Source organism: Streptomyces sp. NPDC094034 (assembly GCF_040303865.1).
Classification (GTDB): domain Bacteria; phylum Actinomycetota; class Actinomycetes; order Streptomycetales; family Streptomycetaceae; genus Streptomyces.
The window spans coordinates 148,371-167,870 of the sequence record NZ_JBEOUD010000001.1 but is presented as its reverse complement, the minus strand read 5'-3'; the positions used below and the strand labels follow the sequence as shown (position 1 = coordinate 167,870).

Annotated in this window: 15 protein-coding genes and 1 pseudogene; 6 read left to right on the top strand and 10 right to left on the bottom strand. The window is 71.0% G+C overall.

Annotated features, from left to right (window positions below):
• Positions 1–12: 12 nt before the first annotated feature.
• Positions 13–2,601: a M14 family metallopeptidase gene (locus ABTZ59_RS00765; RefSeq protein WP_351387404.1), complete on the bottom strand. Its 2,589-nt coding sequence runs from the start codon at positions 2,599–2,601 to the stop codon at positions 13–15.
• Between the two features lie 166 nt (positions 2,602–2,767).
• Between ABTZ59_RS00765 and ABTZ59_RS00760 the strand changes: the two genes are divergently transcribed.
• Complete coding sequence (locus ABTZ59_RS00760) at positions 2,768–3,592, top strand: EI24 domain-containing protein (RefSeq protein WP_351387398.1); 825 nt, start codon at positions 2,768–2,770, stop codon at positions 3,590–3,592.
• Between the two features lie 161 nt (positions 3,593–3,753).
• On the opposite strand, the gene ABTZ59_RS00755 is transcribed toward ABTZ59_RS00760, so the two are convergent.
• Entirely contained in the window at positions 3,754–5,070 is a 1,317-nt protein-coding gene (locus ABTZ59_RS00755) for a pyroglutamyl-peptidase I (RefSeq protein WP_351388729.1), read from the bottom strand.
• A gap of 202 nt (positions 5,071–5,272) precedes the next feature.
• Between ABTZ59_RS00755 and ABTZ59_RS00750 the strand changes: the two genes are divergently transcribed.
• Entirely contained in the window at positions 5,273–7,774 is a 2,502-nt protein-coding gene (locus ABTZ59_RS00750; protein WP_351387393.1) for a beta-glucosidase family protein, read from the top strand.
• A gap of 96 nt (positions 7,775–7,870) precedes the next feature.
• Here the strand turns inward: ABTZ59_RS00750 and ABTZ59_RS00745 are convergent, their stop codons facing one another.
• Together ABTZ59_RS00745 and ABTZ59_RS00740 are read right to left on the bottom strand one after the other, a co-directional pair.
• Positions 7,871–8,842, bottom strand: coding sequence for an aldose epimerase family protein (locus tag ABTZ59_RS00745; protein WP_351388726.1), 972 nt, complete (start codon positions 8,840–8,842; stop codon positions 7,871–7,873).
• Positions 8,843–8,888: 46 nt separating this feature from the next.
• The gene (locus tag ABTZ59_RS00740; protein ID WP_351387386.1) at positions 8,889–9,752 is read right to left on the bottom strand and encodes an SGNH/GDSL hydrolase family protein; all 864 of its coding nucleotides are present in this window, start codon (positions 9,750–9,752) and stop codon (positions 8,889–8,891) included.
• A gap of 406 nt (positions 9,753–10,158) precedes the next feature.
• Here ABTZ59_RS00740 and ABTZ59_RS00735 point away from each other — a divergent pair, with 406 nt between their 5' ends.
• From ABTZ59_RS00735 to ABTZ59_RS00725, 3 genes and pseudogenes are all read left to right on the top strand, one after another.
• The gene (locus ABTZ59_RS00735; RefSeq protein WP_249949220.1) at positions 10,159–10,653 is read left to right on the top strand and encodes a DUF3145 domain-containing protein; all 495 of its coding nucleotides are present in this window, start codon (positions 10,159–10,161) and stop codon (positions 10,651–10,653) included.
• 28 nt (positions 10,654–10,681) lie between these two features.
• Positions 10,682–11,560: pseudogene (locus ABTZ59_RS00730) on the top strand (NAD(P)-dependent oxidoreductase); the annotation flags it as partial.
• 132 nt (positions 11,561–11,692) lie between these two features.
• A complete protein-coding gene (locus tag ABTZ59_RS00725) occupies positions 11,693–12,721 on the top strand; it encodes a DUF8189 domain-containing protein (protein WP_351387378.1) in 1,029 nt (342 codons plus the stop codon).
• Between the two features lie 114 nt (positions 12,722–12,835).
• Here the strand turns inward: ABTZ59_RS00725 and fabF are convergent, their stop codons facing one another.
• The 5 genes from fabF to ABTZ59_RS00700 all read right to left on the bottom strand — a co-directional run bounded on the left by fabF (position 12,836) and on the right by ABTZ59_RS00700 (position 17,741).
• A complete protein-coding gene (gene fabF, locus ABTZ59_RS00720) occupies positions 12,836–14,098 on the bottom strand; it encodes a beta-ketoacyl-ACP synthase II (RefSeq protein WP_351387373.1) in 1,263 nt (420 codons plus the stop codon).
• Between the two features lie 98 nt (positions 14,099–14,196).
• Positions 14,197–14,448, bottom strand: coding sequence for an acyl carrier protein (locus tag ABTZ59_RS00715; RefSeq protein WP_351387370.1), 252 nt, complete (start codon positions 14,446–14,448; stop codon positions 14,197–14,199).
• 66 nt (positions 14,449–14,514) lie between these two features.
• Positions 14,515–15,516: a ketoacyl-ACP synthase III gene (locus tag ABTZ59_RS00710; protein WP_351387367.1), complete on the bottom strand. Its 1,002-nt coding sequence runs from the start codon at positions 15,514–15,516 to the stop codon at positions 14,515–14,517.
• Positions 15,517–15,528: 12 nt separating this feature from the next.
• Positions 15,529–16,470, bottom strand: a complete 942-nt coding sequence (locus ABTZ59_RS00705) for an ACP S-malonyltransferase (RefSeq protein ID WP_351387364.1) — start codon at positions 16,468–16,470, stop codon at positions 15,529–15,531.
• Between the two features lie 89 nt (positions 16,471–16,559).
• On the bottom strand, positions 16,560–17,741 hold the full coding sequence (locus tag ABTZ59_RS00700) for a PucR family transcriptional regulator (RefSeq protein ID WP_351387361.1): 1,182 nt from the start codon (positions 17,739–17,741) through the stop codon (positions 16,560–16,562).
• Between the two features lie 93 nt (positions 17,742–17,834).
• Between ABTZ59_RS00700 and ABTZ59_RS00695 the strand changes: the two genes are divergently transcribed.
• On the top strand, positions 17,835–18,500 hold the full coding sequence (locus ABTZ59_RS00695; RefSeq protein ID WP_351387358.1) for a pirin family protein: 666 nt from the start codon (positions 17,835–17,837) through the stop codon (positions 18,498–18,500).
• A gap of 54 nt (positions 18,501–18,554) precedes the next feature.
• Here ABTZ59_RS00695 and ABTZ59_RS00690 read toward each other — a convergent pair whose 3' ends face one another.
• On the bottom strand, positions 18,555–19,376 hold the full coding sequence (locus tag ABTZ59_RS00690) for a serine hydrolase domain-containing protein (protein ID WP_351387350.1): 822 nt from the start codon (positions 19,374–19,376) through the stop codon (positions 18,555–18,557).
• Positions 19,377–19,500 lie beyond the last annotated feature (124 nt).

Here is a 19,500-nt window from a genome sequence, read left to right as displayed (position 1 = left end):
CGCCGTGAGGAGTCAGCCGGCTGCCCCCAGCAGGGCTCGGCCGACCTGCGAGAACAGCCCCTTCGGGTGGTCGCGGAACAGCGGCTCCGTACCGAACAGCACCACGGACCCGCCCTTCGCGGACGTACCACTGACGACGGAGGCCCGGCCGGCCGCGTCCGAGGGGCCGCCCGTACCGTCCTCCTTCGCGCGCCAGTGGCCGGACACCAGCGGGCCGCCTGTGCCGTACGACTGCTCGACCCGCACTCCACGACCGAGGTCGGTGAACCACAGCGGCGAGTAGACGAAGGTGTGCGCCGGAGCGCCACCCGTGATCGGGCCGCCCGCGTTGGTCACCCGCACCACGCCGTTCGCGTCGCCGTTGCCCGCGACCGGCTTGACGGCGAGCAGACCTGTAGCGGTGTTGAAGGCCGCCCCGGTCGCACCGAGCGTGACCACGCCCCCGCCGCCGGCGAGGAAGCCGTCCAGGGCCGAGCGCGCCGCCGGGTTGAGCGCGCCGTACTGGAGACCGGAGGAGACATACAGGACATCCGCCTTCGACCAGTCGAAGCCCGCGTTCAGTGTCGCGGTCGACACCGGCAGCACCTCGAAGCCCATCTCCCGCAGGGCGAACTGCTCGCCGGACGTCACCGCCGCCGCGACGCGCGTACGGGCCACCGCCCCGGAGCCCCTCTCCTTGGTGGCGGTGAAGGCGACGCCGTAACGGTCCGCGAGGACGGCCGCCTCACGACGTGCCGAGGCCGGCACGATCGCCGAACCGTCCGCCGCCCGCCGTATCCTCACCCCTTGCGCGAGCAGGGAGTTGAGCGCGGCCAGCTCCTTGGGGTCGGCCAGGCGCAGCCGGAGATCGCCGTGACCCGTCACCGCCCCGGTCGGGGACGCGGCCTGGACCGGGCGCGTCGGGATGGTGTGCAGCCCGCCGTCTGCCTTCTGGACCGTGTCGACGCTCGCGCCCCACAGCAGCCCGAGGCTCCACCCCGAGATGTCGTACATCGTGGAGACGTCCGCGCTGATGTCCCGGCCCGCGTCGAGGATCACATTGGCCAGACCGCGCTTGGCCTGGTGCATGTCGACGATGTACGAGCCCGCCGGATACGAACGTCCCGCCAGCCGGAAGCCGGTACGGGCACGCTCCACCCGTACGTCATTGGCGATCAGATGGTCCACCAGCCGGGCCGCCGCGGTCGCCGAGCTTTCGCTGCCTTGGGTGGGCGATCCCCCCTGTCCGGCACCGGCCGGGATCACATAGGCCCGGGGGAAGGACGTGGTGTACACATCCTCGGGTCCGATGCCCGGCACGCCCGGCACGGTCTCCTCGGACACCGGCCGCTGCGCCTCGCCCGCCGTTCCCCGCCGGAACGTCTCGATCTGGTCGGCGATCACCGACGCCCGGTGGTCGAGCGTGTAGTCGAGGGTCGCGCGCATCACCGCGCCCGCGATGTCGGTGTTGATCGCGGAGCGCCGGCGCAGCTCCTCCACCGGCAGGTTGTTGTAGTCGTTGTTGTTGACGCGCATCGGGAACTCGACGGTGTGCGAGGCCACCGCGCCCTGGAACGCCATGTACTGCGGGGTGAAGATCGGCGGCCAGTCGTCCCAGCCCTCCTGCTGGTCGCGGAAGGGGATGACGGGCGGCTCGACGCCGTCCTTGTTCGGGGTGTAGCCGAGATCGTTCACCGCCTTCTCCATGCCGAGGGCGTTGGCGTAGCTGTTCTTGAGGAAGAGGTCGTACTCGTAGTTCTCGCCGTGCGGCGGCGTCGTCGGCTCGATCAGCGTGCCGTTGACATAGCCGTGCAGATCGAGCATGACGGCGGGCTGCTTGTCGACGGCGATCCGCCGGACGGCCTGTGTTTCGGGCTGCGAGGCGGTGATGAAGTCGCGGTTGAGATCGAAGCCGTTGCCGTTGGCGCGAGTGCCGGCGATCCGGCCGTCGGGGTTGGCGGTCACATTGAGATAGATCCGGTTCTTGGCGAGCAGCCCGGCCGTTCTGCCGTCCTTCGCCTTCGCCAGTTCCTCGATGAGCTTCAGGGCGGCGTCGGTGCCCTCCCACTCGTTGCCGTGGATGTTGTTGTTGATGAAGACCGGGGTCTTGTACGACGACGTGATACGGGGGTCCTTGGCCGCGACCGCCGGGGAGTCCTCGATCAGCTCGCGCATCCGATCCTGCTCGCGGGACTCCCGGGAGTTCTCGGGCGCGGTGACGGTGACGAGATACAGCTCATGACCGGCCGCCGACCGGCCCGCCACCTCGACGCTGACGCGATCGCTCAGCTTCTGGAGCGCGTTGAGCCGGGGAGCGAGTGAGTGGTAGGGGGCCAGACCCAGCTTGATCGACTTGTCGGCCGGGTTCTCCGGCGGCGCGTCGAGGACCGTGCGCCGGGGGTAGCCGCCGTCCTTGCGCGGCGCGGGAGGCGCGGACGTACCGGGGGTGCCGGTGGTCTTCTGGGGCACGGCGGTGGTGTCGGGGCCGCCGCTCTCCCTGACAGGGTGCGGGCGCCGGGTGTCCTGGCCCGGGGCGGCGGTCGCCGGGAGCGGGGCGAGCAGCAGGGTGCCGGCGAGAGCGCTGACGGCGGTGGTGAGCAGGACGGGTCTGGGTATCCCCATACGTCTGTTCCTCCGGGTCCTCGGAAGTGACGGCAAAGTCAGAGGCGATCAATGCGGAGCCGATCAGAAATGATCGGTGGCGATCGACGTTGATCGGTACGCAGGGTCTACCGGTTACTCACGCGAACATCAAGGGGGGTCCATACACGGCCGGTAAGCTGGCCCCATGCATGATCTCGGCGCCGGCTTCGGCTACTTGATGAAGGGCCAGCGCTGGGTCGCGGGCCACGGCCGGTGGTTCGGATTCGGACTGCTGCCCGGCTTGGTCACTCTGGTCCTCTATGTGGGCGCGCTTGTCGGCCTCGGCTACGGCGCCGACAATCTGACCGCCTGGGCCACCCCCTTCGCGGACGACTGGTCCTCGCCCTGGCTCGGTCTCTTCCGGGGCTCCCTGACCGTGCTGGTCTTCGCGCTCGGGCTGTTCCTCGCGGTGATCACCTTCACCGCCGTGACGCTGCTGGTCGGCCAGCCCTTCTACGAATCACTCTCGGAGGAGGTCGACCGCGCGGAGGGCGGCGAGGTCCCGGAGTCGGGGCTGTCGCTCTGGCGCGAGCTGTGGATCTCCGCCCGGGACAGTCTGCGGATCCTGGTACGGGTGGCGCTGTACGGCGTGCTGCTCTTCGCGCTCGGTTTCCTTCCCGTCGTCGGGCAGACCGTCATTCCCGTGCTCGGCTTCTGTGTCTCCGGCTTCTTCCTGGCGGAGGAGCTGACGGCGGTGGCGCTCCAGCGTCGCGGCGTCGAGCTGAAGGAGCGCCTGCGGCTGCTCCGGGGCCGCCGGATGCTCACCCTCGGCTTCGGTGTCCCGCTCACACTCGCCTTTCTCGTCCCGCTCGTGGCGGTCTTCCTGATGCCGGGCGCGGTGGCCGGTGCGACCCTGATGGTGCGCGAGCTGACGGCCCCGCCGCGGGAGGACGCGTCCGCGGACGACGACGCCGCGTCCGGCGGACAGGGCACGCGTCGGCCGGGCGTACCGCTCGCCATGGACAAGTAGCGGCGGACCGTACCCACAGGCCTTCCGGCGGCGCCGTCCGATCCGGATTCGTACTCCGCTCGGGATTCGTCCTGCTCGGGATTCGCATCCCGATCCGGATTCGTTTCCCGTACTGGATCGGACGGCGCCGCGCGTTCCGCGTTCGACGCGACTCGGACGGGTCAGGAGGCTTCCGCGGCCACCGTGATGATCGTCCGCAGTTGCGCGATGATGTCCAGCCGGTTCTGTACGAACTCCGGGTCCGTCACGGACCCCGTCGCCGGGTCGGTGTTCCCCGCCCCGAACTGGAGCACCGGCGTGTGCACATGGCCGCCCGGGACGTCCAGCCCCAGCCGGTCGCGGAGCAGCGTGGCGCGGTAGGCGATCTCATTGGACAGATAGTCCCCGCCGCCCCCGGCACGGGCCGCCGAACCGGGCGTCGGTCCGCCCGGCCGTACCACCGGCGCGGTCCCGCCCGCCGGGATCTCGGTCACCGACGTGTTGTCGTACACCGGGAAGCGGCCGGTGTCCGCCGCCACGATCGAGCGGTACGGCAGGCTGGTCGTCGTCCACTGCGGCTGCGAGGCCGGATCGGTCACCGGCACGAGCCCGGTCTCCGAGACATTCTCGTTGTCCCCGAACCCGCCGCGCCAGGCGCCGTTGAAGCGCTCGACATCGATCCGGCCGACCCGGCCCTGGCTCACCGTCGTGAAGAGATCGGCCCGTGACAACGGCCCGCGCAGGGCCTGTTCGACGGTGCCGTCGGCGAAGTCCGCCCACCGGACGGGGAAGACGGCGGCCTCGATACGGGCGGGCCCGTCGGCGGTCCTGATCACCGTGCCGTCCAGCGCCAGCGCCGTCGCCCCGGACGGATTGCTGATCCGGATGTCGCGGTCCAGGGTGAACGGGTCGAAGCCCGTCAGCACGATCCGCTTGAGGCCCTTGGTCTCCTTGGCTTCCCTGATGTCTCCGCGTGCCGGGAAGTCCATGGAGTCCTGGCCGCGCGAGGAGCGCTCCAGCTTCCCGAGCAGCGCTGCCCGCCTGCTCTCGGACAGGTCGAACTCCGGCTGCCACTGCCGCAGTTCACGGGTGAGCGCGAGCCGTGCCCAGTACAGCGGCCGGTCGTCGTCCCGGCTCAGATCGCCGCGTGCGGGACCACGCCCCTGCGCCCGGTCCACCGCCCGCTGCCAGAGCCGCGCGCCAGTTCGTTCGACGGTCCGCTCGGCCTCGGCGTACGAGTCCGCGCCGCGCAGTGACTGTACGAAGTCCGGTGCCACGGTGCCGAAACCGCCGCGCCGCAGGATCTCCTGGGGTACGGCTCGGTCCAGTCGCTGTTCCTCGACGGTGAACGCGGCGTTGGTGGCGGACCGGACGGGGGCAGGCTGAGCGGCGGCGGCGCCGGCGAGCGAGGGCGGCACGGCGAGGGTGAGCGCGGTGGTGGTGAGGAGCGCGAGCCCGAACAGCTCGGGGCGTACACGTATGTGGCCCAGGGGCCTCATGAGTCTCACGGGAGTCCTTCCGTCGGGTGGCGGAAGTATCACCTCCGGGCAGGGCGGATGACCATGGGGCGATGTCCTCCGGGCCGGGGGCCCGCACGACGCGGGGTTACGTGCCGGGACCACCCCGCGCGGCCAGGATCGCTGTGCGACCATCCGGCGGAGAGAAGGAGATACGGAGAGACATCCACGAGGAGGTACGGAAGTGGCAGACGCATCCGACACCCGGGCCGGTCAGATACGCGAGGCGGTCGTGGAGGCGGCGCTCGGCACGCTGGATCTGACCGCCAAGGCGGGGCTGCTGGCCGGTCAGGACATGTGGTCCCTGCCCGCGCTCCCGGAGATCGGGCTGGCCTCCCTGGTCATGTCCGACGGTCCGATCGGGGTCCGCGGGGTGCGCTGGACGGCGAACGACCCGTCCATCGCGCTGCCGTCGCCGACCGCGCTGGCCGCCTCCTGGGATCCGGAACTGACCCGCCGGGCCGGCCGGCTGCTCGCCCAGGAGGCCCGTCGCAAGGGCGTGCACGTACTGCTCGCGCCGACCGTGAATCTGCACCGTTCCCCGCTCGGGGGCCGCCACTTCGAGGCGTACAGCGAGGACCCGTATCTCACCGGCGAGATCGGCACCGCGTATGTGCGGGGCGTCCAGGACGGCGGGGTCGGTACGACGGTCAAGCACTTCGTCGCGAACGACGCCGAGACCGACCGCTTCACCGTCGACAACATCGTCGCCCCGCGCCCGCTGCGCGAGCTGTATCTCGCCCCCTTCGAGGCCATCGTCGCCCACGCCCGTCCCTGGGGCATCATGGCCGCGTACAACCAGGTCAACGGCTCGACGATGACCGAGCACCGCTATCTTCAGCACGAAGTCCTGCGCGGCGAGTGGGGATTCGACGGCGCTGTCGTCTCCGACTGGCTGGCGGCCCGGTCCACGGCCGGCGCCCTGCTCGGCGGGCTCGATGTCGCGATGCCGGGACCGCGCACGGTCTACGGCGACGCGCTCGTCGCCGCGGTCCGCGCCGGTGAGGTGCCGCAGTCCGCCGTCGACGACGCCGTCCGCAGAGTGCTGCTGCTCGCCGCCCGGGTCGGCGTCCTCGACGGCGCCCCCGCGGCCGTCTCCGATCCGCCCGCGCCGATCGACGGCGAAGCCCTGGCCCGGGAGATCGCGCGCCGCTCCTTCGTCCTCGTACGCAACGAACCACGGACAGGCGCCGAGGACGAGAACGGCGGCGACCGGCCGGCTCCGGTCCTTCCGATCGATCCGGCCAGGACGGGCACGGTCGCGCTGAGCGGCGCCCCGGCCCGCGACGCCCGGGTGCTCGGCGGCGGCTCCGCGGTGGTCTTCCCCGGCCATGTGGTCTCCCCGCTCGACGGCCTCGCCGCCGCCCTTCCCGGCGGCTCCCTCAGCTACTCCCTCGGCGCCGACCCCAACGAGGAACTCGCCGACGCGGGCACCGGCTTCGAGCTGACCGCCCTGTGCCGCGCGGCGGACGGACGGATCCTCGGGACCGCCACCGTCCCGGGCGGCCGGGTGCAGTGGGCCGGCAGCGATCTGCCCGACGGTGTCACCCACGAGGAACTGCACACCGTCGAACTGACCGGCACCTTCGTTCCGCGCGAGAGCGGCGAGCACGCCTTCGGCACCCGCGGTCTCGGCGGCTTCGTCCTCACCGTCGACGGCACGGTCCTCTTCGACGGCACGGAGCGACTGGGCGCCGCCACCGATCCGTTCGAGGCGTTCTTCGGTCGGCCGGTGGAGCGCGCCCACGCGGAACTGACCGAGGGGGAGCGCGTCACGGTCTCTCTCCTGCACACCGTCCACCGGATCCCGGACGCCCCGATCAAGGCCGTCGCGTTCTCGCTGCTCCATCTCGGCCCGCGGCACGACCCCGACGAACTGATCGCCCGGGCCGTCGAGGAGGCCCGTACCGCGGGCACCGCCGTCGTGGTGGTCGCCACCACCGAACGCGTCGAGTCCGAGGGCTTCGACCGCGAGAACCTCAAGCTCCCCGGCCGCCAGGACGATCTCGTACGCGCGGTCGCCGCCGTCAATCCGAACACGGTCGTGGTCGTCAACACCGGCTCCCCGGTGGAGATGCCGTGGCGCGAGGACGTGGCGGCGGTACTGCTCAGTTGGTTCCCCGGCCAGGAGGGCGGCGGCGCGCTCGCAGACGTACTGCTCGGCGCGGCGGAGCCGGGCGGCCGGCTGCCCACCACCTGGCCGGTCGCGCTGGCGGATGTACCGGTCTCGGTGACCACCCCGGCCGACGGCGAACTCCACTACAGCGAGGGCGTGTTCATCGGCTACCGGGCCTGGGAACGTGCGGGCGTCGCCCCCGCGTACCCGTTCGGCCACGGCCTCGGCTACACCGACTGGGAGTACGAGACGATCACGGCCACCATCGACGACGCGCGGGTACGGCTGCGCAACACCGGTGTCCGCGCGGGCCGTGAGGTCGTCCAGATCTATCTGGCCCCGGTGGACGACACCGTGGAGCGACCGGCCCGCTGGCTGGCCGGCTTCGCGTCGGTCGAGGCGGGACCTGGCGAGACGGTCGAGGCGCGGATCCCCTTGAGGCGCAGGGCGTTCGAGATCTGGGACGAGGACTCCCGATCCTGGTCGTTCGTCCCCGGTACGTACGAGGTCCAGGCGGGCAGGTCCGTCGCCGACCGCCGGCTGAACTCCGTGGTGGACGCGCGGGCGTAGCGGGTGAGGCGTACGGGACGACGACGGCCCCGGGGCGCACCTGACACCGCCCGCCCCGGGGCCCCACCCGTACCCGTACCTGTACCTGTACCTCTTCTACCGGACACCGAAGCCGAACGTCGTGGTCGAGACGAACACCTCGCCCGGCCGCAGCACCGTGCTCGGGAACGAGGGCCGGTTCGGGGAGTCCGGGAAGTGCTGTGTCTCCAGGGCGATCCCGTCCCCCGGACCGTACGGCTCACCGTCGAAGTGGTCGCCGGTGTAGAGCTGCATCCCGGGCTCCGTGGTGGTCACGGTCAGCACCCGGCCCGACACCGGGTCGTACAACTCGGCCGCCGGACCCGCCCCGTCCAGGACGAAGTTGTGGTCGTAGCCGGAGCCCACCGGGCGCGGCTCGCGGAAGTCGAAGCGGGTGCCGTCGACCGGTGCCGGCTCCCCGGTCGGTACGGCGGCGCTGTCCACCGGCGTGATGTGCCCCGCCGCGATACGCAGTTCATGACCGGTCGCGATGCCACTGCCCGCGCCGCCCAGGTTCCAGTAGGTGTGATTCGTCGGATTCACATGCGTCGGGGCGTCCGTCACCGCGCGGTAGTCGATCCGCAGCGCACCGTCCGCGTCCAGCGCGTACGTCGCCGAGATGTCCAGCCGGCCGGGAAAGCCCTCCTCGCCGTCGGGGCTGATCCGCGACAGCCGTACCCCGTGGTCCCCGGCCGGCTCCGCGTCCCACACACGCCGGTCGAAGCCCCGCTCGCCGCCGTGCAGACTGTTCGGACCGTCGTTGGGCACGAGCCGGTGGGTCCGGCCGTCGAGTGTGAAGACCGCGCCCCCGATGCGGTTCGCGTACCGGCCCACCAGCGCCCCGAAGTAGGCCCCGCCCGCGCCCAGATAGCCCGAGAGATCCGGGAAGCCGAGCGCCACATTGGCGACGGTGCCGTTCCGGTCGGGAATCTCGACCGACTGCACGATGCCGCCGTACGTCAGCAGGCGTAGCCGGGTACCGGCCCGTTCGAGGGTCCAGCGGTCGACGGGCGTACCCTCACCGGTCGCACCGAAGCGCTCCGTATTCATGACAGTCACGAGGGAAAACCCTACGCGGGGGAGTACCGGAGAGGCCCTACGCGGGCGGCTTCACGGCCGTGACATTGCGGTACGCGATCTCCGCCAGCATGCTCTGTCCGTCCTTGCTGGGATGGAACCAGTCCCAGTGGCTCAACTGATCGCCGGTGAACCGGAAGTCGAAGACCGCACCGCCGTCGTACCGGCAGCGCGGATCCTTCGCGCACACGTCCTTCAGCACGTCGTTGTACGCCACGACCCGCTCGTACACCATGTTCCGCCGGTCCTGTGCCCGCTTGCTCATGTCCTGCGAGTCCCCGAGCATCGTGGCGCAGATGCCCAGCTTCCAGATCTGCCGGCCCAGCGGATTGCCCCGGCCCGTCGACCAGAGCCGCTTCAGATCCGGCACGCTCGACACATACACCTGCGCCTTGGGCGCCCCCGCGCGCAACTGACGCATCGACGCCTCGAACGACTTACGGAAGTCGGCGACCGGTGTCATCTGCTTCGCCGTGTCCTGGCAGGCGTCATTGGCGCCCACCATGATCGTGACCAGCTCGGGCTTGTTCTGCGCGGCCTGCGCCAGCTGGCCCGGCAGGTCGGACATCTTGGCGCCGGTCGCGGCGTGGTTCCAACTGCGCTCCTTCGCCGCCGGAGCGCCGAGCAGCCGCAGGGCGAGGCTGCGCACCTTGCTGTCCGTACCCGTCGACCAGGACACCTCCGGGCAGTCCGCGAGCACCACACACGCGTCGAACCCGCGGGTGATGGAGTCGCCGACCGCGGCCACCGAGGCCGGGGCGCGGTTCCACAGGGGCGGGCGCGAGGACGGGGCGGTGCGCTCGACCTCCGTGTCGGACGGGGATCCGCCGAGGGCGGTGCAGCCGGCCAGCACGCCGGTCACGGTCAGCGCCGCGGCGGTCACGGCGGCCGTCCCGGCGCGTGACCGGCGCCCTCCGTGCCCCTTCCGGGCCGGGCGGCGATCCCCGCTCCGACCGCCGCTCCCGCTCCGGCTCCGAAGGCTCTTCCGCATCAGGGTCCTTCCCCTTGGCGTCCTCTTGGCATCCTTTTGAGAAGTCTGGCGTCTTCAGGCATCCGGGGGCGTCCTGCCGAGTGAAAGCTTCGCGCATATCGGCCCCGGGACCGACCGTACGTCACCGCGGGCACCCCGCCGCACGGTAGTTTTTCCACGTCGAACCAGAGGCGTCCGTTCTCTTGGCTCCGGTAAATTACATCACGTCACATGCTGTCCCTTTTGTGGAGTTTCACTCCCGATGCTGTTTACTGAGGCCGCTGGGAAAGGCGAACCTCGTCCCACACTGGAGGTCCCGGTGACGACACGTGGAGTTCTGTACGTTCACTCCGCACCACGCGCGATGTGCCCGCACATCGAATGGGCGGTGGCCGGAGTGCTCGGTCTGCGGGTCCAGCTCGACTGGATCCGGCAGCCGGCCTCGCCGGGCACCTGGAGAGCCGAGGTCTGCTGGAAGGGCCGGGCGGGCACCGCCTCCAAGATCGCCTCCGCGCTGCGCGGCTGGCAGATGCTCCGCTTCGAGGTCACGGCGGAACCCTGCGCCACCGCCGAGGGCGAGCGCTACAGCGCCACGCCCGATCTGGGGATCTTCCACGCCGTCACCGGTATGCACGGCGACATCCTGATCCCCGAGGACCGGCTGCGCGCCGCGCTCGCGCGCTCCCAGCAGGGTGAGACGCGGCTGGAGGCGGAGATCGCCAAGCTGCTCGGCAAGCCGTGGGACGACGAGCTCGAACCGTTCCGCTACGCGGGCGAGGGCGCCCCGGTCCGCTGGTTGCACCAGGTCGTGTGAGCTAACGGGCCGTCCCGTCTACCGTGGCCCCATGGCTGATCACCTTTCAGTAGCTGTCCTCGGCACCGGCATCATGGGCGCCGCGATGGCTCGTAATCTCTGCCGCGCCGGACATGACGTCCGGGTCTGGAACCGCACCCCCGCCAAGGCCGAGGCGCTGGTCGCCGACGGGGCGCGGGCCTTCGCCACCCCCGCCGAGGCCGTCGCCGACGCGGATGTCGTCGTCACGATGGTGTACGACGGCCCCGCCGTCGTGGAGGCGATGACGGCCGCCGGCCCGGGGCTGCGGCCCGGCGCCATCTGGCTCCAGACGACGACCGTCGGCGTCGAGGCGGTCTCCTCACTCGCCGATCTGGCCCGTCATCACGGGCTCGTCTTCGTCGACGCGCCCGTGCTCGGCACGAAGGCGCCCGCCGAGAGCGGCGACCTCCTGATCCTGGCCGCGGGCCCCGAGGCGGCGCGCGCCCCGCTCGCGCCCGTACTCGACGCGGTCGGCAGCCGTACCGTCTGGCTGGCCGAGGACGGCTCCACCGGCGCCGCCAGCCGGCTGAAGCTCGTCTGCAACAGCTGGGTACTCGCTCTCACCAACGGCACGGGCGAGGCGCTGGCCCTGGCGAAGGGGCTGGGCGTGGATCCGCGGTACTTCCTGGAGGCCATCTCCGGCGGCGCGATGGACTGCGGCTATGTCCACGCCAAGGCCGCCGTCATCACGGAGGGCGACTACACCCCGAGCTTCTCGGTCGTCACGGCGGGCAAGGACGCCCGGCTGATCGTGGACGCCGGGGCGTCGGTGGGCGTACGGCTGGACGGGGCGGCGGCGTCCGCCGAGCGGTTCCGCCGGGCGGCGGCCCAGGGGCACGGCGACGAGGACATGGCGGCGATGTACTTCGCCAGCTTCGACGACTGAGACCCCGCCGGGTCCCCCCTCCCGCCCAACCCCCTTCCCACGATGGGGTGATCGTCCGGCCGGTCCGGGCGTGTCGTCATGCCCGGCTGCGACCCTTCGTATAGGCGACTTCGTGTCAGGGGGAGAAGCGGCGTGACCACACCCGGAACGGTCTGGGGTGCCCTCCAGTCGCTGGGAGGCACCCTCGTCAACGATCCGGCCGTGGTCACCCGCGCGGATGGCCGGCTGATCGCCCTCGCCGAGGGCCGGAGTCACGCTCTCGTGTTCATCCGGCAGAACAGAGATCTGAGCTGGTCCCCATGGACGGAGTTGCCAGGGGACCGCACCCGGATCAACGGGGTACCCGCCGCGATCCTGGGCCGTGACCGGCTGATCCGGGTCTTCTGGCGCACGACGGGCGACGAACTGTTCGCCGCCCGGATGAGTCGTGCGGCCGGTGAGTTCGACAGCGCTCCGGTCCAGGTGGCCGACGCAGCCATGGGCGATCCGGCCGCGGTCCTCAACGCCGACGGCCGGATCTCGGTGTTCTACCGGGGCCCGGACCACACGGTCCGGTCGGTCAGCCACACCTCGGTGGCGTACGCCGTCTGGTCCCCCGCCGCCACGATCGGCGGAGCCGCCAAGGGTGTCCCGTGCCCGGTTCTGGCGGCCGACGGCCGGGTGGCGGTGTTCGTCCGCGGCGGCGACGACGAGGTGTGGATCTCGGAGCAGCGGATCCCCGACACTCCCGGGGACTGGATCCCCTTCGAACGGCTCGCCAGGACCCCCGCCGTTCACGACCCGAAGGCCGCGCTCGACGCGGATGGCCGTATCCGGGTCTTCTGGCGGGGCCGGGACGGAGCGGGCTGCTTCCTGGGCCGGCAGGGGGACTACGCCGCGTGGAACCCGGAGGGGTCGCTCAAGGGCGGCCCGGTGGGCGCTCCGTATCCGTTCCGCTCGCCGCTCGACGGACGTCTTCGGATCTTCGCGGCCGGCCCCGACCGCGCGCTGTGGACCGCCGAGCAGAAGACCGTCAACAGCGACCAGTTCACCGACTTCACCTCCCTGAACGGCGCGTTCACGGGCGCCCCGGTCCCGGCGCGCCAGGCCGACGGCCGGATCTCCGTCTTCGTCCGCGGCACCGACGGCGCGCTCCGGTACGTGTCGCAGCAGGGGACTTAGGGTCTGTCCGGACAAGCCCCGGTGCCCGTCAGGCGCCGCGCGGAAAACGGAGACGCCCGGCCCGGAACCCCGGGCCGGGCGTCTTCGCGAAGGTTCGCCGGGAACCGCGCGCGGTCAGACCGTACGCAGCGCCAGGACCACGTTGTGGCCGCCGAAACCGAACGAGTTGTTGATCGCCGCGATCGTGCCGCTGGGCAGATCACGGGGGCCGTCGACGACGATGTCCGCGACGACCTCCTCGTCCAGATCATCGACATTGATCGTCGGCGGGGCCTTGCGGTGGTAGAGCGCGAGGACGGTCGCCACGGTCTCGATACCGCCCGCGCCACCCAGCAGATGGCCCGTCATCGACTTCGTCGCGGAGACCGCGACATGGTCCAGATCGTCGCCGAGCACCCGGCGCAGCGCCTTGATCTCGGCGACATCGCCCTGCGGCGTCGACGTGGCGTGCGCGTTGAGGTGCATGACCTCGGCCGGCTTGAGATCCGTCTGGTCGAGCAGGTTCTCCATGGCCCTGGCGATACCGCGGCCGGTGGGCTCGGGCTGGGCGATGTGGTGGGCGTCCGAGGACAGGCCCTGGCCCAGCACCTCGCAGTAGACCCGCGCGCCGCGGTTGGCCGCGTGCTCGGCCGACTCCAGGACGATGACGCCCGCGCCCTCACCGAGGACGAAGCCGTCGCGGCCCTTGTCGTACGGGCGGGAGGCCTTGGTGGGCTCGTCGTTGTTCTTGGACATCGCCATCATGTTGGCGAACGCCGCGATGGGCAGCGGGTGTACGGCCGCTTCCGTACCACCGGCGACGACCACGTCGGCGCGGCCGGTACGGATCATCTCCACCGCGTAGCCGACGGCCTCGGCGCCCGACGCGCAGGCGGAGACCGGGGTGTGCACACCCGCGCGGGCGCCCACCTCCAGACTGACGTTGGCGGAGGGGCTGTTGGGCATCAGCATCGGCACGGTGTGCGGGGAGACACGGCGTTCGCCCCGCTCCTTGAGCACGTCGTACTGGTCGAGCAGGGTGGTCACGCCGCCGATGCCGGAGGCGATCACGGTACCGAGCCGGTCGGCGTCGACCGAGGGGTCCTCGCCGGCCCTGGCGGTGTAACCCGCGTCCGCCCAGGCTTCCCTGGCCGCGATCAGCGCGAACTGCGCCGAGCGGTCGAGTTTGCGGGCGAGCGGACGGGGCAGAACATCGCCCGGGTCGACCGCGGCGACCGCGGCGATACGGACCGGCAGGTTGGCGAAGATCTCGCCTTCGAGCGGACGTACCCCGGAGCGGCCCGCGAGCAGACCTTCCCAGGTTGTCGCGCTGTCGCCACCCAGTGGTGTGGTTGCGCCGATACCGGTGACGACCACGGTGCGATTGGTCGAGTTCACTGGAATTCTTTCTCCACGTGTAGAGGGTGCTGAATTTTTACGGCGCCACCACCGGGTGGCGGATGCCGCGCGATGGGTCAGCGCGAGTGGTCAGGCGGTCAGGCGGCCTGGTGCTTCGCGATGTAGTCGGCGGCGTCGCCGACCGTCTTGAGGTTCTTGACGTCGTCGTCCGGGATCTTCACGTCGAAGCGCTCTTCGGCGGCGACGACGACCTCGACCATGGACAGCGAGTCGACATCCAGATCGTCGGTGAAGGACTTGTCCAGCTGGACGTCCTCGACCGGGATACCGGCGATCTCATTAACGATCTCGGCGAGACCGTTGACGATCTCTTCCTGGGTGGCGGCCATGTTGGCGCTCCTTCGATGTTGAGCAGAGGGATATACAGGAACACGGTCCGGAAAGATCCGGTGTGCCTAGGGGAGGGTAACGACCGTCGCGGCGTAGACAAGACCCGCCCCGAAGCCGATGACGAGCGCGGTGTCGCCACTCTTCGCCTGTCCGGTCGCCAGAAGCCGCTCCATCGCGAGCGGGATCGAGGCGGCCGAGGTGTTGCCGGTGGTTTCCACGTCACGGGCGACCGTCACGCTTTCCGGCAGCTTCAGAGTCTTCACCATCGAGTCGATGATCCGCATGTTGGCCTGGTGCGGAATGAAGACGTCCAGGTCCGCGGGGCTGATTCCGGCGGCGTCCAGCGCCTGCTGGGCGACCTTCGCCATCTCGAAGACGGCCCAGCGGAAGACCGCCTGGCCCTCCTGGGTGATGGCCGGAAACTTCTCCACCGTTCCGTCGCGGTAGACGTCCCACGGCACGGTCTGCTTGATGGTGTCGGACTTGTCGCCCTCGGAGCCCCAGATGGTGGGGCCGATCATCGGCTCCTTGGCGGGTCCGACGACCACGGCGCCCGCGCCGTCGCCGAACAGGAAGGCCGTCGCGCGGTCCTCCAGATCGGTCAGGTCCGAGAGCCGCTCCACACCGATGACAAGTACGTGCTCTGCCGAGCCCTCGACGACCATGCCCTTGGCGAGGGTCAGGCCGTAACCGAAGCCGGCGCAGCCCGCGGAGACGTCGAACGCGGCGGGCTTGCCCGCGCCGATCCTGTCCGCGATCTCGGTCGCGACGGCCGGGGTCTGCTTGAAGTGCGAGACGGTGGCGACGATCACACCGTCGATCTGCTCCGGCGTGATCCCGGCGTCCGCGATGGCCTTGCCGGACGCCTCGATGGACATCGCGGCCACCGTCTCCTCCGGGGAGGCCCAGTGGCGGGTCGCGATGCCGGAGCGGGAGCGGATCCACTCGTCGGACGAGTCGATCGTTTCGAGGATCACCTCGTTGGGCACGACCCGGGTCGGGCGGTAGCCGCCCACGCCCATGATGCGTGCGTGCGGGGCGCCCTTGCTGGGCTTGATCTTCGACATGCTCTCTGACTCCTATTCAGCAGTGGAGGAGTGCTCGGCGATCAGCGCCCGGGCCGCGTCGAGGTCATCTGGTTTCTTCAGCGCCAGGGTCCGCACACCGGGCAGGGCGCGCTTGGCGATCCCCGTCAGGGTGCCGCCCGGGCACAGCTCGATCAGCGCGGTCACGCCCCGCTCCTTGAAGGTCTCCATGCACAGGTCCCAGCGGACCGGGTTGGCGACCTGGCCGACCAGGCGGGTCACGATTCCGGAGCCGGTCGCGACGGTCAGTCCGTCGCGGTTCGAGACGTACGGTACGACCGGGTCGGCGACGGAGACGGAACGCGCGGCCGTGTCGAGCTTCTCGACCGCGGGTGCCATGTGGTGCGTGTGGAACGCGCCGGCGACCTTGAGCGCCACCACGCGCCGTACGCCCTCGGGCTTGTCGGCCTCCAGCGCGGCCAGTTGCTCACGTGTACCGGCCGCGACGATCTGTCCCGCGCCGTTCACATTGGCGGGGGTCAGACCGAGCTTCTCCAGATGCGCGAGGGTGGTGTCCGGTTCGCCGCCGAGCAGCGCCGACATCCCTGTCTCCGTGATGGCGGCGGCCTCGGCCATCGCCTGGCCCCGGGCGCGTACGAGCGTCAGGGCGACCTCGTCGGGGACCACACCGGCCAGCGCCGTGGCGGCCAGTTCACCGACGCTGTGGCCGGCCGTGACACCGACATCGCGCGCCACGTCCTCGGTGGTGGGGAAGAGCTGGCGGGCGGAGAGCAGGGCGGCGGCGACCAGCAGCGGCTGGGCCACGGCGGTGTCCCTGATCTCGTCCGCGTCGGCGTCCGTGCCGTAGTGGACCAGGTCCAGATCGATGGCGGCCGACCAGGCCCGCAGCCGGTCTTCGGCGCCGGGCAGTTCGAGCCAGGGAGTCAGGAAGCCGGGCGTCTGAGCGCCTTGGCCGGGAGCGACGAGTACGAGCACCCTCACACTCTCTCTTGCGAAGGGTCTTCACCGCCCGTGGGGAGGGGAACGAAGAACCGCTGGGGTAATTGTTGGAGTACGACAAAAGTTTAGGTCCCGGGATCCCCGTCGGCCAAGCGCCCGAGGATCAGGGCAATCCGCAGCGTGAACGCGGACCTCACGTCGGAGGGTGACCATCCGGTGACGTCAGTCACACGTCGCAGCCGGTAGCGCACGGTGTTGGGGTGCACGAACAGCATCCGCGCCGCGCCCTCAAGACTGCTCGCCTGTTCCAGATAGACACTCAGAGTCTCCAGCAGCGCGGACCCCGCTTCCTCAAGCGGTCTGTAGATCTCCTCCACCAGTTGCTCACGCGCGGCCGGGTCGGAGGCGATCGCGCGCTCCGGCAGCAGATCGTCCGCGAGCACCGGGCGCGGTGCGTCCTGCCAGGCGAAACACGCCTTGAGGCCGGCCGCCGCGGCCTGCGCGGACTTCGTGGCGGCCAGCAGATCGGGCACCACAGGACCCGCCACCACAGGGCCCGCCGCGTAGGGGCCGATGAGCGCCTTGGCGACCTGGAGCGGGTTGTCGCTGCCGCCCGCGATCACCACGAGCCGGTCGCCGAGCACCCCGGTGAGGACCTGAAGCTTCGCGTGCCGGGCCGCCCGGCGGATCGCCTCCACGGTCAGTTCGCTGTCGCCGTCCGGAGCGGTGCCGAGCAGGACACAGACATGCTCGGGGGAGTTCCAGCCGAGGGCCGCCGCCCGGGAGACGGCGCCCTCGTCGGCCTCCCCGGAGAGCACGGCGTTCACCACGAGCGACTCCAGCCGCGCGTCCCACGCGCCGCGTGCCTCCGCGGCCTGCGCATATACCTGCGCCGTCGCGAAGGCGATCTCCCGCGCGTAGACCAGCAGCGCCTCGCGCAGCGCGGACTCGCCGCCCGGGGCCGCGACCTCCTCGATCGCGCTCTCCATGACCTCGATCGTGGTCCGGACCATCTCGACGGTCTGGCGCAGGGTGATCGCCCGCGTCAGCTCGCGCGGGGCCGTGCCGAAGACATCGGTGGAGATGGCCTGTGGGGTCTCGGGGTGACGGAACCACTCGGTGAACGCGGCGATACCGGCCTGGGCGACCAGCCCGATCCAGGAACGGTTCTCCGGCGGCATCGCGCGGTACCACGGCAGCGTCTCGTCCATGCGGGCGATGGCGTTCGCGGCGAGCCGTCCTGAGGACTGCTCCAGTCGCCGCAGCGTCGCGGGGTGCGGATGGGGTTCGTTCGAGGGTTCAGCCACGAGGTCAAGAGTGCCTTATCGGGGCCACCGCCTGCGGGGGCGGGGTCGGCGGCCGTCTCGTGCCGTACCCGCCGCAGCGCCTACCGTGAGGCTGTGATTCTCGTACGGTACGCAGCGCAGCGTCATGTCGGCGGCGACCCCTCGGCGGGTATCGAGTCCCTGCACGCCTTCTCCTTCGGGCGCTTCTATGATCCGGACAATCTGCGCTTCGGCGCCGTCCTCGCCTGCAACGAGGAGCGCCTCGCGCCCGGCGCCGGGTTCGACGAGCACCCGCACAGTCATACGGAGATCGTCACCTGGGTCGTCGAGGGTGAGCTGACACACCGCGACTCGGCCGGCCATGCCACCGTCGTGGGGCCGGGGGACGTCCAGCGGCTGAGTTCGGCCGGCGGGGTGCGGCATGTGGAGCGCAATGACGGCGACCGGCCACTGGTCTTCGTACAGATGTGGCTCGCGCCGCTGGAGCCGGGCGGTGAGCCCGCCTACGACGTGGTGCGGGGCATCGCCGACTCCACGCCGTACGCCCTGCCGGGGGCCGGGGCCATGCTGCACGTACGGCGGCTGCGGGAGGGCGAGCGCTCCGCCGTGCCCGACGCGCCGTACGTGTATGTCCATGTGGTGCGTGGCGGGGTACGGATCGACGGGGCGGCGGGACCCACGCTGGGGCCCGGCGACTCGGCGCGGATCACCGGCGCGGAAGGGCTCGAACTGACGGCGGGCCCGGCGGCGGAAGTACTGCTCTGGGAGATGTCGAGCTGAGAGCCCGGGCGGGGGCTGGACCGGGAGTCCGGAGCGGGAGTCCGGACCGAGACCTCAGGCCGACAGCTCCGCGAGGACCGCGTCGGTGAACGGCGGCCAGGCCGCGACCGCCCACGGCCCGAAGTCCCGGTCGGCCAGCGCCACACAGGCCGCCCCCGCGTCCGGGTCGACCCACAGGAACGTACCGGATTGCCCGAAATGCCCGAAGGTGCGCGGCGAGGACGAGGCGCCCGTCCAGTGCGGGGACTTGGCGTCCCGGATCTCCAGGCCGAGACCCCAGTCGTTGTTCTTCTGGAAGCCGTAGCCGGGCAGTACGCCGGACAGCCCGGGATGGACGACCGTCATCGCCTCCAGAACGGTGCGCGCGTCCAGCAGCCGGGGTGCCTGGAGTTCGGCGGCGAACCGCGTCAGATCGTCGACGGTCGAGATCCCGTCCCTGGCCGGTGACCCGCCCTCGGGCAGCGAGGTCTCGGCCATGCCGAGCGGCTCGAACACGGCCTCGCGCAGATAGTCGGGGAACGCGATCCCGGTGGCCTTGGCGATATGGTCGCCGAGCACCTCGAAGCCCGCGTTGGAGTACAGCCGACGAGTGCCGGGCGCGTTGGCCACGCGGTGCTCGTCGAAGGCCAGACCGCTGGTGTGCGCGAGCAGATGACGGACGGTGGACCCCTCAGGACCGGCCGGCTCGTCCAGCTCGACCGCCCCCTCCTCGTACGCCACCAGCGCCGCGTACGCGGCCAGCGGCTTGGTCACGGAGGCGAGCGGAAAGCGCCGCGTCGTGGGACCGTACGACCCGACGACGCTGCCGTCCGCACGGACGACGGCCGCCGCCGCGTTCGGCACCGGCCAGTTCTCGATCATCCCCAGGCTCCGCATGACTACGAGGTTAGCGAGAGCGTCAGTCGCGTCGAAGGGGTGGGGGTACGGGGGGCGTATCCGCGGCGGTGGGAAACTCGCCGACATTTCCGCTTGCTTAGAGCGCACTCCAAGGATCTAGCGT